Raw genomic sequence first — 12,725 nt, forward strand, 5'->3', positions numbered from 1 at the left:
GTAGCTCGTCGGGCTCATAACCCGAAGGTCGTAGGTTCAAATCCTGCTCCCGCAACCAAAACAAATCGTCTACCTAAGCCAAATATGGCAAGGGTGGGCGGTTTTCTTTTTGCTTAAAAGGCCGGTTTTGGGGTTTATTTGGGGTTTATTGCTCAAAAAACACCTGCTAAGGGGTTTGCATTGGGGTTTACGCGAGCGGCTACAGACCATACTATGAATGAAACGCAAAAAATTTTTGTGCCGGACAGCTGCCATAAACCCCATCGGGGGTTTACGGGTGGATTGCATCGCTGGTCGCGGGAATGTTACAGCAGGAGCGGGCGACAGGCTTCTACCGTGAAAGAGGAATGAGCAGATGGACAAGGAGAAAAACGAGCAGGCAGATGAGATTACGGCGGCCTATACGATCGCGAAAATGGAAGACGTAATGAGAGCCATCATAAAATCAAATGAGAAGCACGCCGAAATGATGGATAAGTTGGCTCGATGATCGCCGCTGGCCACATGAAATGCCAAAATCCCCTGATTGATCGAAAATGATCGTCAGGGGATTTCTTCATATCCGGGAGAGCGGTTTTGCAGTCGAATGCAAATCAGGTCACGCTTTGCCGGTACCGGGCTTCAAGAGATTTTCCAGCGTTTCCGCTGCCTTGGCATTGGCGGACTGGATAGCGTGGGCATAAATGTTCGTGGTAGTGGACGCTTGTGCATGACCGAGCCGACGCGATACCGTCATAATATCCTCACCACCCGCGATCATCAGCGTGGCGTTGGTGTGCCGCAGACTGTGAACGTGGATCTTCGGCAGATCTGTCCGTTTGATGAAGTCGCCGAACCAGCCGCTCAGCACGTCCGGGTGCATGGGTGCGCCATTCCATGCTGTGAAAAGCCGCCGGGTGGGCTTCCACTGGTCGCCGATGGCAAGCCGCTGCTCATTCTGCCAGACGCGGTATTGCCGAAGCAGGTCGATTGCAGACGCCGACAGCTTAATAACGCGGGTACTGGTTTCGTTTTTCGGCTCTTTGGTGATGATGCCTTGCCCAGCGATATACTGTGACGTGCGGACGATGCTGACAATCCGGTTCCCAAAGTCGATGTCCGGCCATTCCAGACCCAGCAACTCCCCACGGCGCATACCGGAGTACAGAAGCAGCGTGATTGCCGTTTTATACTGCATTGGTTCTTTTTCAAGCAGTTCAAGCAGAAGTGCTGCCTGTTTTTCGTCCAGGTATACCGCCTCCTGCCGCTCACACTTTGGAGGACGCACGCGAGCGGCCGGGTTGGCAAGAATGATCTGGTCATCCATAACCGCCGCGTTCAAAATGTCAGAAATCAGCCGGTAGTGGTGTAGAATGGTCTTTTCGGACAGCTTGGTTTTGCCCTCCGGCGCGGTGAAGGTGTCCTCAAATTTGAGATTGAGAGCGGCACATATCCGCTCTGCCGTCTCTTTGGACACATTTTTCCCACGACCGGCCACCATGGCGGTGTTGATGCCAATGCCGGCCGCGTCTGCAAGTGCCTGCCGTGTGATTCTGCGTTCTTTCAGTACCCTGTCAAGCCCTGCCGCCGCATAGGCGGTGTTTTCCCGGATGCCGTCTTCTTCAAGGTTGGCCAGAAATTCCGTGATGTGGTGGGGCTGGAGCCTATCCAACCGGATATTGCCGAGAGCGGCATTGATGCGCACCAGCAACGCCTTGTACCTTGCAATGGTTTTGGGGGCAAGGTGTTTTTCGCCGTATCCGCTCATCCATAGGTCGGCATAGTCCGCAAAGCGTATGTTTGCATCCATGAACTGCCCGTTTTTCGCCCGCTCCTCGAAAAGAACAGCCTGCCGCTCAACCTCTTTTTCCACCTGCCGAGCAGTCATGCCGGGGGCGGGTGTCCATGTCATGCGCTTACGAATTTGCTTGCCCGTGCGGTCATAACCACCGCTGGCAATAATGCGATAGCTGCTGCCGCGCTTTTCAATGGTCGCCATGGGTCTTTCCTTCTTTCACATCTGAGGTGGAAGATTGAATATTGCTCAATAAGGGGTCTGGATGCAGGCGCTCATTTTCCCAAAGGATTTCATAGTATTGAGCCAAAAAGGCATACAGGGCCTTTTCACAGAATTGAAACTCTTTGGCATCGAATTTTAGCCTGCCTGTGCGAATGTACATCGCTGTATTTTGGGCAGACCCATCGAGCGCCTTAATAAAATCTGGCTTTTCGGGCTTGCCAGTTATATATAAAATTCGCCTTAGTTGGGATATATCCTCTAAAAGATAGCCGAAAGCGGCAAGGGCACTGCTACGTTTTATTGGACTTACATCATCCCTGAAGATGTCATTAAGAATCCATGCGACATATTTTTGACATGTTTGATAGTTCTTTATGTCGTCATTGTTTTGTTCACTTGTTTTAAGGAAATCGTTCAATTCCAGCTTTGCATTAGGAAAATCAGATAATCCAAGCAAATAATCTGTAGAGACATTAAAGAATTGGGAAATTTTCCATAATGCATTTATATCTGGAGCCGCTGCATCATTTTGATACTTTGAAAGAGCTCCCGTTGAGATACCAACTCTATTAGCAATTTCTCTGATACCCATTCCACTCTTTCGCTTATCCTCAATTAAGGCTGATAATTTTTGAGAAAAGGCTTTGCTAACTTCGGTGCCGGTCATGTGTCCCCCTCCGTTCATTATTGTAAAAAAAAAATTAATATTGTTCACTATGGTATTGACCGCGAAACAAATTTGTGCTATTTTATGTTTATGAACTGCTGTTGTTGCATTGTTCATGATTGTATTATATAGCAATACTCGTCGGATTACAATAATAATAGGAGGACAATATGGCAAATCAGGACATCAAAATAGAAGCAAAAAAGGCAGGAGTGTATTTGTGGCAAATTGCTGATGCACTAAACATGCGAGATTTTGGATTTTCACGCAAACTTCGGCACGAACTGACGAACGAGGAAAAGACGCGCATTCGTGTTATTATCACGGAAATTTCAGGCAAAGAGAGCACGCGGGTATGATAAAAACATACAGGCCAAAGGAATTGCAAATATTTGAGAACTCCGATTTCGGGGAAATTCGCACATTCACAGAAGCAGATGGTTCAATGACCTTCTGTGGGGCCGACGTGGCAAAAGCTCTTGGGTATTCAAACAGCCGAGATGCTATTATTCGGCACTGTAAGACGGATGGGGTCGTATTCCACGACATCATAGACGGAATGGGCCGCACTCAACAGGCCAAGTTCATCACCAAAGGAAATCTGTGCCGTTTAGCTGCAAATAGTGAACTTCCAAGCGCAGAGAGGTTTGAAAGCTGGATATTCGACGAGGTTATACCAGCTGTGCTTGAGCATGGCAGTTATGTGGTTGACAAAGGGATACGTCAGCAGCCGCTCAATCCTTTGGATTGCTTTGAGCAGATGCTAAAGGTTGCCAGGCAACAGGACGAGCGGCTCAAGGCACTGGAAACTTCCAACCAACAGATTAGCGACAGCGTGGAAACGATCCAGCAGGCCGTGGTGTTCCACCCGGATGATTGGAGAAACAATGTCAACCGGATGTTGAACCACATAGCCAAAAACGCAGGCAACGCCAATGCATATCAACATATTCGAGCGGCTCTGTATGAGGAACTCGAGCGGCGCGCCCACTGCGACCTAAACCGGCGGCTGGACAATTACCGCACCCGCATGGCCAAAGAAGGGTGTGCTAAGACTTCCGTAAAAGCCGCAAACCGTCTGGATGTGATTGAGCAGGATCCCCGACTGCGGGAAATCTTTCTGTCCATCGTGAAGGCGGCCGTTGTCCGGTCGGGTGTGTCTGCCAAGCGGCACTGATTAATGGGAGAGTGATGAAATGAATTCTGATTTGAGTTTGACCGAAAAGAGAATTCTGTACGAAATTCTATGCCATTGTCTTGATTATCACGACTGGATGCGCGCGGTGTTTGATCCTGCTGTATATGACGAGGGCGCGGACGGCGAGCACATGGCGACCGCCAAGATGAAGCTGGAATCCACAATGGGGCTGTTGCTCGACAATGAATGCCACCGCGAGCACATGGACAATGCCCGGCGGTATGAACAGAACAAGCGAGCACGCCGAAAGAGGGTTGAGTGAAAAATGTCTGTACCACGAATGAGGACGGCCCAACAGCTGGCCGCCGAATACAAATACAACGATCCCGACACGAATGTCAACACGCATTTCATCCGCGGCCTGTTGCTGAAGGGTGTGATCCCGTATGTGCTAGCCGGGAGAAAGCACCTGATTAACGCCGATGTGCTGGCCGCTTATCTGGAAACTGGACAAGCGCCAGGTGTGTGGCCAGTGGAGCAGACTGGGAAAATCCGCGTTATCCACAGCCGATAATAGGATGGGGGAAAACAGCATGGATTCTGAAACCACCGTCGCCGTGACGTACATACTGGTGTTTATGGTAATCTTTTTAATTCCACTATGCATTGGCGGCGCAATTGCGGAATACGGACCGGCTCTTTGCCGGAAATACCGCCGATATAAGAAAAAGCGCCGCATAGAAACGTCGCAGAGAGCGGCAGCACAATATAAAGGCAGCAAAAAAGACCTCTGCACCCGCCGTAGGAAGCCGTGCAGAAGTCTTGCAAGAACCAGCCGATAAGGCCAAGCCCAATAAATGCAGTATAGCATATTGCCGGGTAGCCTTCAACCATATACCCAAAATTCAGGAGGTTATATTATGTCATATCAAAAAGCGCTGAAAAGACTGTTGGACATCCCCAGCTACCGATTCCAGTCGTACACGACCCAAGCCGAGGTGTTGAATATGTTTGCCGGTCTCCGGTTTCCAAACATCCATGCAGAAAGAATTGCGGCAAGAGATATTGGAACAGAATGTCTTGCAAAAACAGCCGGGATTACTTGTGAAAGGATGTGCGGAATTATGCGTGGCAACGGCGATTTGGGCGGGTGGCAGCGCAAGCGTATCAAAAACAAGTACAACAAGTTGCAAATGAATAGAACGGAGAAATATCTATTTTCAGACCGCTTGGCATATTATGATCTCTCAGATCCCAAAAGCAAAGCAGAAGTGATGCGGACTCTGCGAAATTTTTCAAACATTCTTCGGGATGTTCGTCAGACATATGCCCTGTATCCGATTTCTCCAGATGATGAAATCGTTGAATCCTGCTATTGGAAAGGGGCTATGGACCGGATACGCGAACCAGAGACTATTATGCAGACGGGAATTTACTTGTACGCAGAGAAAGAGCACCTTCTTGATTTTGGGCAAAAGATTTGCTGCAACCTTCAGATTATAGAGGATCGCGCCCAAAAAAGGGGTTATGAAATTCAACAGCGCCCCAGTAAAACCAAAGAATATCGGTGTAGTCGAAAAAAGGCAAATGCGATTGCCTATGCGACCTTGCGGGATGAACTGGAGGACGCAGTACGTCGGCACGAATTGAAAATCGCGGACGCTATGCACCGCGCACGACAGGAAGCAATCCGGCAGGTGAATGAAGCGGATGTCTGTGAGCGGCTGGTGCCCGTAGCATCGTAAGCAGAAAAGAATTGACGGCCATGCCTGCCCGCATGACCGTCGGCTTTTCTCAAACTGAAAAGAGAGGAACGGCAAAATGAACCCAGCAGATTTTACATACGAGCAGCTGAGCATGATTGCGTTCGCCTTGGATTTGCTTCGTGAAGATTCGCGCGGAGTTGCGGCCGATCGGTATACCACGATTGAAAATCGAGGGAAAGCCCGTCAGCAGGTCAAAACAGCCAGCACTATCATACGCCAGCTGGGCAAAGAAATGTCGAAGTATCCCGGTCGAGAACCGGCCGCGTTCGTTACGTACACGCTGTAAGAGGCTGGACCAAAGTGGAGGAATGAACATTGTTTTATCATATCTGCCCACATTGCGGAGCCGCGCTTGATCCGGGCGAACACTGCGAATGCGACAATCACAAGCAGAAGCAAAGTGTTACCGGGTGCAAATCTGCTAAAAGCCTAAATGTCATCCGGCATGAGCGGCCAGAACCCACAGGGCCGCTGTGTGAGCGGCTCCTATATTGAAAATAACATAAAAAAGGCGGGCAGCTTGCCATCACACAAGCCGCCCGTGGTTCCTTTTGCCGTATAAACTCTTTGTATAATTATACCATGCTTACGGCAGAAGTCAACCTTATGCGCCGCACAAGGCGCATTTAGCCCTTGTAATGAGTATTGCCATCTCGTCGAAACCTTCCGAGATGCAGAGGTGAAAAGAATGCCGTACAGCAGTGAAAATTATTTGGAAGCCTTTGGTTTGGCAGACAATCAGCAGGAACGCTTTGAAAACCTCAGACATAAAGGCGTGTTTCGGTATCGGGTCAAGACGTTCAAGTGTGGAAACCTTCTTGAATGCGAAATATTTCCATTGTGGATCAGTCGAAACGATGCAGCTCGCGCTAAAAGGTCGAAACCATCTCGATTGGAACAAAAAAATCTGAATGATAAAAATTCCAAAAAGTATATTGCACGGCTCACAAACCTTAATTTTGATAGTCGCGACATATGGTTTACCGGCACATTTGATGATGCGCATTTGCCAGAAACAGATGAGCAGGCACACAGGAATGTTGCGAACTATATCAAGAGACTCAGGTACAGAAGGAAGCTGCTTAGCCTGCCAGAGCTTCGGTATATTTACACAATTGAGGGGCGACCTGAAAAGGACAAGAACGGCAAACTGATCCTTCGTTACCACGTTCACATCATCATGTCGGGAGACTTGGGTCGGGACGAAATTGAAAAGCTGTGGAGCTGTGGAGCGCGCCGCGAAGCTCATCGGCTTCAACCGGACGAATTTGAATTGACTGGCCTTGCCAGATATATAGCAAAGGCACAAAAGAAGGGCCGCAAACGTTGGGGGAGAAGCCAAAACTTAAAAATTCCCAAGCCGACCATTGCAGATTGCAAGGTGACAAAACGGCAAGTGGAGAAGATCGCGCGAAATGAAAGCAACGCCCCGACGATGTTTGAAAAAGCAAACACAGGGTACAGGTTTCTTGACATGAAAATCCAGTATAGCAGCTTCGTACCCGGTGCCTATGTTTACGTTCGAATGCGCAAAGACAGTCTGAAACTGCCCGAAAAATCCTATCTAAAGAGGTGTAATGCCGATTTCGCACAGGCTGTAATATAGCAGGTGGCTTTTGCAGTTGAATGCACGGATAGCACCTATACATAGGTATATACAAAAAGATGGTGGCCATTATAGCCACCATAAGTAAAACAATATTGCGGAAAAAATAAAAAAGAGCCTTGCAACTCCCAAAAAACAATATCCGCTTGTATTTTATCATGAGCGGGGGGCAGCGTCAATGACAAACGAAGAATTGGCCATACAGGCTCAGCAGGGCGACCAGAAAGCAATGTTGCAATTATGGAAGCAGATCGAGCGGCTGGTGCGCATGAAAGCAAGGCGCCGGCTGCCGGATGATGGGCATACAAGCCGGGTTGAGTTGGATGATCTGATGCAGGCCGGTTACTTGGCTATGGCCCGGGCTGTTAAAGACTTTGCACCAGATGGGGGATTTGCTTTCACCACGTACCTTACCTATCATTTAAAGACCGCGTTTGCCACTGAATTAGGAATCCGCACAACGAGAAGGGATGCGCTACTGAACGCTGTGTCCATCGATCAGCCCGCCGGCGCCGAGGATGACGGCAGCAGCCAGACGGTGGAAAATATCTTGGAAGCAAAAGAGGATCGGCACATCATAAATGACATGCTGGAGCGGCTGGATACAGAACGCGCGTTTTCTGTTGTTATGAAATGTGTGGACAAGCTGGAATCGATGCAAGCCACCGTTATAAAGGCGCATTATCTGTACTGCCATTCCTTTCGCGAAATTGCCGCTATGGAGCGAATAGCCTTAGCAGAAGCGAAGCAGAGCCACGATAAAGGCATGCGTAGGCTAAGATTGATGAAAGAGGTTCGAGCGGTAGGCCGGGAGCTGTACATAGACGCGCACACCAACTTCTTTTTGCAGGTGGGATTGACGGCATTTCAGAACGGTGCAAGTTCTGCCGTTGAGCGGCTGGCCGAGCGACGCGAGCGGTTGATGTCTAAGCATGAACGTGGTCGGCCTTAATGGCGCCGTATTGTGGCTGCCACGGGGGTAACATGGATGGTATTACACATTTGGGAAGACAGGTCGCACGGGTCGTGGCTCCAAAAATATTCAAGGTACTGTCGGGACATTTACGGAAATGCGCATGCCTGTGGCCCGCGTGTTTTGTAGGTGTTAAAAAAACTTTCTCGATTTCCTTCCTTGGGAGGATTTTACATACAACAATACGTATCCACTTCCGAACCTGCCTTTATTTGAAGATAATCGTTCGAAAGGTCAGCAAATCACGTCCGAATGCGTAATTTTTCGAGAAGAAAACGGGAAATTTGGTGTTGCAAAATCGGCCTAAAATTTCCGTAGGAAAAATTTCCATATAGACAAAAAAGGCATGCGTGATTTCGGAGCCGAACAGCTCTTTTGGTTTTGCAGTTGACTGCAATGGTGCAATTATTCTGTGGCCAATTTCAAGAACAAGCGGTACACGTATCCGCATATGAATTTCAAATATTTAGGGTCTCGGATACGCGAGAGATACCAATAGATACGCTTTTCCATCAATTCGGCTTTGGACAAATCTTTGAGCGGCTCCCCTTTGCGTAGGCTGTATGAATTGGTTATGTCATAGAGGGTTTGCAGGCTTTTTGTGTCGTTGATTTCTGAAACCATACCAATAATCTTGCGGCGATACCCTGCGGCATCCATATTAACCGGCGCAACAGCTTTCTCTTTTGCGGTTTTACTCATTTAGCTGTATCCCCTTTCATAACTAAGGCCACTCTGGCGCACTCAAGACCGCGTATAGTGGCATCCTCAATTTCATGGTAGTCTTCGGCAGAGCAACCCGCCAGAGAGGCAATAAGTGCCTCCAATCGTGTGATGGTTTGGATTGTGTTCATGGTGATTTCCTTCCTATGCCTTGCTTTTCTACACAGGCATGGTACAATGATGGTGTTGAAAGATTTTCACTGAGCCGCTTCCGTTGCGCCAACAACTGGGGCGGTTGCCTTTAGCCGCTTTTCAGATGAACACGAGCGGTTCATATTGCCACCTGCAGACGCAGTCCGTAACTCATACCTTCGAAGTACCCGCCTACAATGGCTTTGAGGTTCGCCCGCAGGCTTACGCCTCTATCCATTACAGGAGCCACCAGTGCCGCCGCAGTACGGTTCAAATAACCCATCTTGTATTGGCCTTTGCCAACGACTTCGGCAGATACGGCCACCGCATTGACATCATACAGGTTGTCCCGCTCACGCATCAGGTGGAAATGGATAGCGCTTTCCGGGTACATAGTGAGGTGCTGGATTGCGTCCTGCCTGCGGCCATACTGAACGCCTGCCACATTCTCCACCAGTTGAGCCTTTGCCAGTGCCCACGCCAAGCGGAATGCTTGCGAGCGGTTCATGCGGTGGGTGAGGATGTTTGCTGTCCGGCATATGGTTGACATGCTGTACTTCATGGCGCTCACCTCCTTTCCATGTCTCTATTATATTACACTTATTAAGTACATGCTATTCGCAGAATATACAATGTTTAAGTGCGGTATTTGGGCAATGTATACACTTGTTAATTGTATGGTTTGGTGGTATAATTATGTAAGTAAAGAGGTGAGATGCGTGCCGGAAAAGAAAAACAGTGAAGCACGAATTCGTGCGAATAATAAGTACAATGAAAAGGCGTACGACCGAATCAATGTTGCTGTGCCCAAAGGGCACAAAGCGGAAATTGAGGATCACGCAAAGTCTAAAGGCGAGAGCGTTAATGCATTTGTCAATCGAGCCATTGACGAGACTATGCAGAGGGATAAGGCCGAACACCAGCAATGATCCGCTCACATAAAGGCTTTGTGTCTTGCCCGGCGACATTATGGAGTATGTAGAGGACGAGGACGCAAATGGAAATTGAAATAATCCGGCAGCTCTGCCGGTCAGGCGCTATGCAATGGACTTATCATGTAATGGCCCGGCTGATCCAGCGTGGCATCTCTACAGATGATGTTAAGTATGCTATAATGAATGGGGAGATAATAGAAGAGTATCGGGATGATACCCCATATCCGAGCTGTTTGATTTTGGCCATCCTCATGACAGGGCATCCGCTGCATGTGGTTTGCGGCGTTGCACCTGAAAAGCTGTGGTTCATAACCGCCTATTACCCTAACCCGGACGAATGGAAACCAGATTTTAAGCACAGGAAGGAGCGGTAAACGGTGGATTGCTTTTATTGCAAAGGAAAATTAGAGAAAAAGGCCACCACTTTTATGGTGGACGTGGGAAATTGCATCGTTATAGTGAAAAATGTTCCTTCCATGGTGTGCAGTCAGTGCGGTGAAGCTTCCTATGACAACGAAACCGCAAAACAATTAGAGCGGATCGTGAATGCCATGCAGAAAGACGTCGCGGAAATCGCAGTCGTGAATTACCCTGGTCGAGTGGCATAATTGACCATGGAGGTAATGTTTTGACTATCTTTGAAAAAATTGATCGCTATAAGGCAGCCATTGATACTATGCGGCCGTTTGAGGGCGACATGCTCAAAGAGATACGGGATTATTACCGCATAGGTTTAACATGGTCAAGCAATGCCATTGAGGGCAACACACTTACCGAAAGTGAGACCAAGGTGCTGCTGGAAGATGGCCTTACTGCTGGCGGGAAGCCGCTCAAAGACACCTTTGAAGCTCTCGGCCATGCAAAGGCCTATGATTTTATGTTTACCCTGCTGGAAAGCCGACAGATCGCTGAGGCCGACATGCTGACCATGCATCGGATGTTCTACACAGAGATTGACGATGCCCATGCCGGGCGGTATCGCACAGGTCCGGCCATTATCACAGGTTCTAAATACCCTGTGTGCGAGGTTGAGCGGATATCCGGAGAAATCAAAGCACTGTTTCAGTGGGTAACCAACGAGCGGAACCGCTTCCATCCGGTAGAGTTTGCCGCGCAACTGCATAAGCGATTCGTGTTCATCCACCCATTTGCGGACGGTAACGGCCGTGTTTCCCGTCTGCTTATGAATACCGCCCTAATTCAAGACGGCTATATGTTGGCAGTCATCCCGCCGGTGTTGCGGCACGAATATATCTCACTGCTTGAGCGTGCTCATCACGACGACCAGTTATTTGTGGAGTTCATTGCCGAACGGGTATTGGAATCTGAAAAAGAGATTATGCGGTTGCTGCACGTTGAACGGCCAAAACTGGATTAACCAAGGTGGGAAGAACCCCATATCAAAAGAACCGCTCACAGGCCTTAAAACTGGCTTGTGAGCGGTTCCTGCTTTAATGCATGGGATTGCTGGACATTGGGGACATCCTGTATGACTGGAATGCAGTGGTCGTGCCTGCGGCAAAGGCCAATACAAGATGGGCTATCTGAACTGCTCTGCGGCGGCCATGATGGCTCCTGTGATGGACAGAGGGGTAAACCTGCGGGCAAACTTCAAATCCATTGTAGGCGGTTATGCAGAGGGGCTTAGCTACGGATTGCGGTTGCAGGTGGCAATATGGGCCATTTGCATTCGTCCGACAGACTGACTATAGCGCACCTGCCGGGTACCGGCCACTCGCCAGACCTCCCGCGCATTGACCGGGAACCGGCTGATCGCCAAACCTGCCGTGCACTGATTGGACACAGTTGCCCGCCAGACCTGCTGAGTACCGACCGGGCGCCAGCCGACCACCCAAAACCTGCCCGCGCCGGCCGGGCATCGGTTGCTCGCTAGGCCTGCCGCGCACCGCGTGAAACCAGTTGCTTGACGGAACCTACCGCTCTCACCGCTTGGACACCAGCTGTCTGCCTGGCCTACCAAGCACCACCGGGCACCGCCTGCCCGCCAGACCTCCCGCGCACCGACCGTGCACCAACTGATCGCCGAACCTGAACATGGTCGCTCGGCCGAGAAACCTGTGCCCGTTCACCCATCTGCCGTGGCGCTCGCTGAGCCTGAACTTGATTGATTGCATGTATTACCACGACTGGATGTGATCCTTGTTCGACCCAAACGACAATCCGCTCTATGATGGAAAAACATAGAGAGATCCCAAGCAAGCTGGTGGCCAACGTGGGTCTGCTGCAAGACAGCAATACCCACAATTATCTGGACGGAGTCCATCAGTGCGAGCGGCGCATGCGGGAATACTGATCGTGACGAGCTTTTATATGCGCAAGATTGGGGAGCGGAGTAGGCAGACTGTCGCTCTTTTTATATTCTTTAATTGAATGTCTTAAAATGTCATAAATTATCTTGACATATGCAAATGCACGGCATATACTGGAATGACGGTATCATATGATACCACGAGCGCCAACATAAAGGACGGTGTTTGTTACGACACTAAGCAATCAAGAAGATGTCGAATCATTATTATGTAATGTACGAGAGGCAATTGATAAGGGGCGCTTTATACCCGTATGTCGGTCTAAAAATCTCAAAACGCTGGCTGAATTGGGAATTATGTGGCATGTTGTAAAAGATGAAGTTTATTCGTTGACATATGACGATTATAAAAAAGGTCCGGAAATCGACCGAGACGATCCATCTACAGACTGTTTTTGGATCTTTAAAAAGATAATTCTTGGACAATTAATTTATATTAAGTTAAAAGTATTATATC

21 protein-coding genes are annotated in these 12,725 nt (G+C 49.0%); 15 read left to right on the forward strand and 6 right to left on the reverse strand.

Translation table 11 applies throughout. The annotated features are described in order from the left end of the window. The first annotated feature begins 355 nt into the window (after window positions 1–355). A complete protein-coding gene (locus ABF463_RS11640; RefSeq protein ID WP_415533808.1) occupies window positions 356–490 on the forward strand; it encodes a hypothetical protein in 135 nt (44 codons plus the stop codon). Window positions 491–598: 108 nt separating this feature from the next. Here ABF463_RS11640 and ABF463_RS11645 read toward each other — a convergent pair whose 3' ends face one another. Beyond that, entirely contained in the window at window positions 599–1,978 is a 1,380-nt protein-coding gene (locus ABF463_RS11645) for a tyrosine-type recombinase/integrase (protein ID WP_415533809.1), read from the reverse strand. Beyond that, the gene (locus ABF463_RS11650; RefSeq protein ID WP_415533810.1) at window positions 1,965–2,666 is read right to left on the reverse strand and encodes a helix-turn-helix domain-containing protein; all 702 of its coding nucleotides are present in this window, start codon (window positions 2,664–2,666) and stop codon (window positions 1,965–1,967) included. Before ABF463_RS11650 ends, ABF463_RS11645 begins: the two co-directional genes overlap by 14 nt. A gap of 170 nt (window positions 2,667–2,836) precedes the next feature. On the opposite strand from ABF463_RS11650, the gene ABF463_RS11655 reads away from it, so the two are divergent. The 9 genes from ABF463_RS11655 to ABF463_RS11695 all read left to right on the forward strand — a co-directional run bounded on the left by ABF463_RS11655 (window position 2,837) and on the right by ABF463_RS11695 (window position 8,128). Continuing rightward, window positions 2,837–3,025, forward strand: coding sequence for a hypothetical protein (locus tag ABF463_RS11655; protein ID WP_415533811.1), 189 nt, complete (start codon window positions 2,837–2,839; stop codon window positions 3,023–3,025). 86 nt (window positions 3,026–3,111) lie between these two features. Next, on the forward strand, window positions 3,112–3,843 hold the full coding sequence (locus ABF463_RS11660; RefSeq protein WP_415533812.1) for a Bro-N domain-containing protein: 732 nt from the start codon (window positions 3,112–3,114) through the stop codon (window positions 3,841–3,843). Window positions 3,844–3,862: 19 nt separating this feature from the next. Continuing rightward, window positions 3,863–4,126 (forward strand): hypothetical protein, encoded by a 264-nt coding sequence (locus ABF463_RS11665; protein WP_415533813.1) that lies wholly within the window; start codon window positions 3,863–3,865, stop codon window positions 4,124–4,126. Window positions 4,127–4,129: 3 nt separating this feature from the next. Next, the gene (locus ABF463_RS11670) at window positions 4,130–4,378 is read left to right on the forward strand and encodes a hypothetical protein (RefSeq protein WP_415533814.1); all 249 of its coding nucleotides are present in this window, start codon (window positions 4,130–4,132) and stop codon (window positions 4,376–4,378) included. Between the two features lie 19 nt (window positions 4,379–4,397). Further along, on the forward strand, window positions 4,398–4,646 hold the full coding sequence (locus tag ABF463_RS11675; protein ID WP_415533815.1) for a hypothetical protein: 249 nt from the start codon (window positions 4,398–4,400) through the stop codon (window positions 4,644–4,646). A 78-nt stretch (window positions 4,647–4,724) separates the two neighbouring features. Then, window positions 4,725–5,549 (forward strand): hypothetical protein, encoded by an 825-nt coding sequence (locus tag ABF463_RS11680; protein WP_415533816.1) that lies wholly within the window; start codon window positions 4,725–4,727, stop codon window positions 5,547–5,549. Between the two features lie 76 nt (window positions 5,550–5,625). Further along, entirely contained in the window at window positions 5,626–5,856 is a 231-nt protein-coding gene (locus ABF463_RS11685) for a hypothetical protein (protein WP_415533817.1), read from the forward strand. Window positions 5,857–6,258: 402 nt separating this feature from the next. Continuing rightward, window positions 6,259–7,176, forward strand: a complete 918-nt coding sequence (locus tag ABF463_RS11690; protein WP_415533818.1) for a hypothetical protein — start codon at window positions 6,259–6,261, stop codon at window positions 7,174–7,176. A gap of 178 nt (window positions 7,177–7,354) precedes the next feature. Beyond that, window positions 7,355–8,128, forward strand: a complete 774-nt coding sequence (locus ABF463_RS11695; protein WP_415533819.1) for an RNA polymerase sigma factor — start codon at window positions 7,355–7,357, stop codon at window positions 8,126–8,128. A gap of 426 nt (window positions 8,129–8,554) precedes the next feature. On the opposite strand, the gene ABF463_RS11700 is transcribed toward ABF463_RS11695, so the two are convergent. From ABF463_RS11700 to ABF463_RS11710, 3 genes are all read right to left on the reverse strand, one after another. Then, window positions 8,555–8,851, reverse strand: a complete 297-nt coding sequence (locus tag ABF463_RS11700) for a hypothetical protein (protein ID WP_415533820.1) — start codon at window positions 8,849–8,851, stop codon at window positions 8,555–8,557. Continuing rightward, window positions 8,848–9,003, reverse strand: coding sequence for a hypothetical protein (locus ABF463_RS11705; protein ID WP_415533821.1), 156 nt, complete (start codon window positions 9,001–9,003; stop codon window positions 8,848–8,850). Before ABF463_RS11705 ends, ABF463_RS11700 begins: the two co-directional genes overlap by 4 nt. Before the next feature lie 140 nt (window positions 9,004–9,143). Then, entirely contained in the window at window positions 9,144–9,566 is a 423-nt protein-coding gene (locus tag ABF463_RS11710) for an HIRAN domain-containing protein (protein ID WP_415533822.1), read from the reverse strand. A 157-nt stretch (window positions 9,567–9,723) separates the two neighbouring features. Between ABF463_RS11710 and ABF463_RS11715 the strand changes: the two genes are divergently transcribed. From ABF463_RS11715 to ABF463_RS11730, 4 genes are all read left to right on the forward strand, one after another. Further along, window positions 9,724–9,933 carry a hypothetical protein gene (locus ABF463_RS11715; RefSeq protein WP_415533823.1) on the forward strand — a complete coding sequence of 70 codons (210 nt, stop codon included), beginning with the start codon at window positions 9,724–9,726 and terminating at the stop codon, window positions 9,931–9,933. Window positions 9,934–10,001: 68 nt separating this feature from the next. Then, a complete protein-coding gene (locus tag ABF463_RS11720) occupies window positions 10,002–10,313 on the forward strand; it encodes a DUF4258 domain-containing protein (RefSeq protein WP_415533824.1) in 312 nt (103 codons plus the stop codon). 3 nt (window positions 10,314–10,316) lie between these two features. Then, window positions 10,317–10,547 carry a type II toxin-antitoxin system MqsA family antitoxin gene (locus tag ABF463_RS11725; protein WP_415533825.1) on the forward strand — a complete coding sequence of 77 codons (231 nt, stop codon included), beginning with the start codon at window positions 10,317–10,319 and terminating at the stop codon, window positions 10,545–10,547. Between the two features lie 20 nt (window positions 10,548–10,567). Next, complete coding sequence (locus ABF463_RS11730) at window positions 10,568–11,317, forward strand: Fic family protein (RefSeq protein ID WP_415533826.1); 750 nt, start codon at window positions 10,568–10,570, stop codon at window positions 11,315–11,317. Between the two features lie 270 nt (window positions 11,318–11,587). Here ABF463_RS11730 and ABF463_RS11735 read toward each other — a convergent pair whose 3' ends face one another. Continuing rightward, entirely contained in the window at window positions 11,588–11,791 is a 204-nt protein-coding gene (locus tag ABF463_RS11735) for a hypothetical protein (protein WP_415533827.1), read from the reverse strand. 639 nt (window positions 11,792–12,430) lie between these two features. Here ABF463_RS11735 and ABF463_RS11740 point away from each other — a divergent pair. Continuing rightward, window positions 12,431–12,725: hypothetical protein (locus tag ABF463_RS11740; RefSeq protein WP_415533828.1), on the forward strand; the 295-nt coding region annotated here is incomplete at its 3' end.

The organism is Ethanoligenens sp., assembly GCF_047718355.1.
GTDB lineage: Bacteria > Bacillota > Clostridia > Oscillospirales > Ethanoligenentaceae > Ethanoligenens.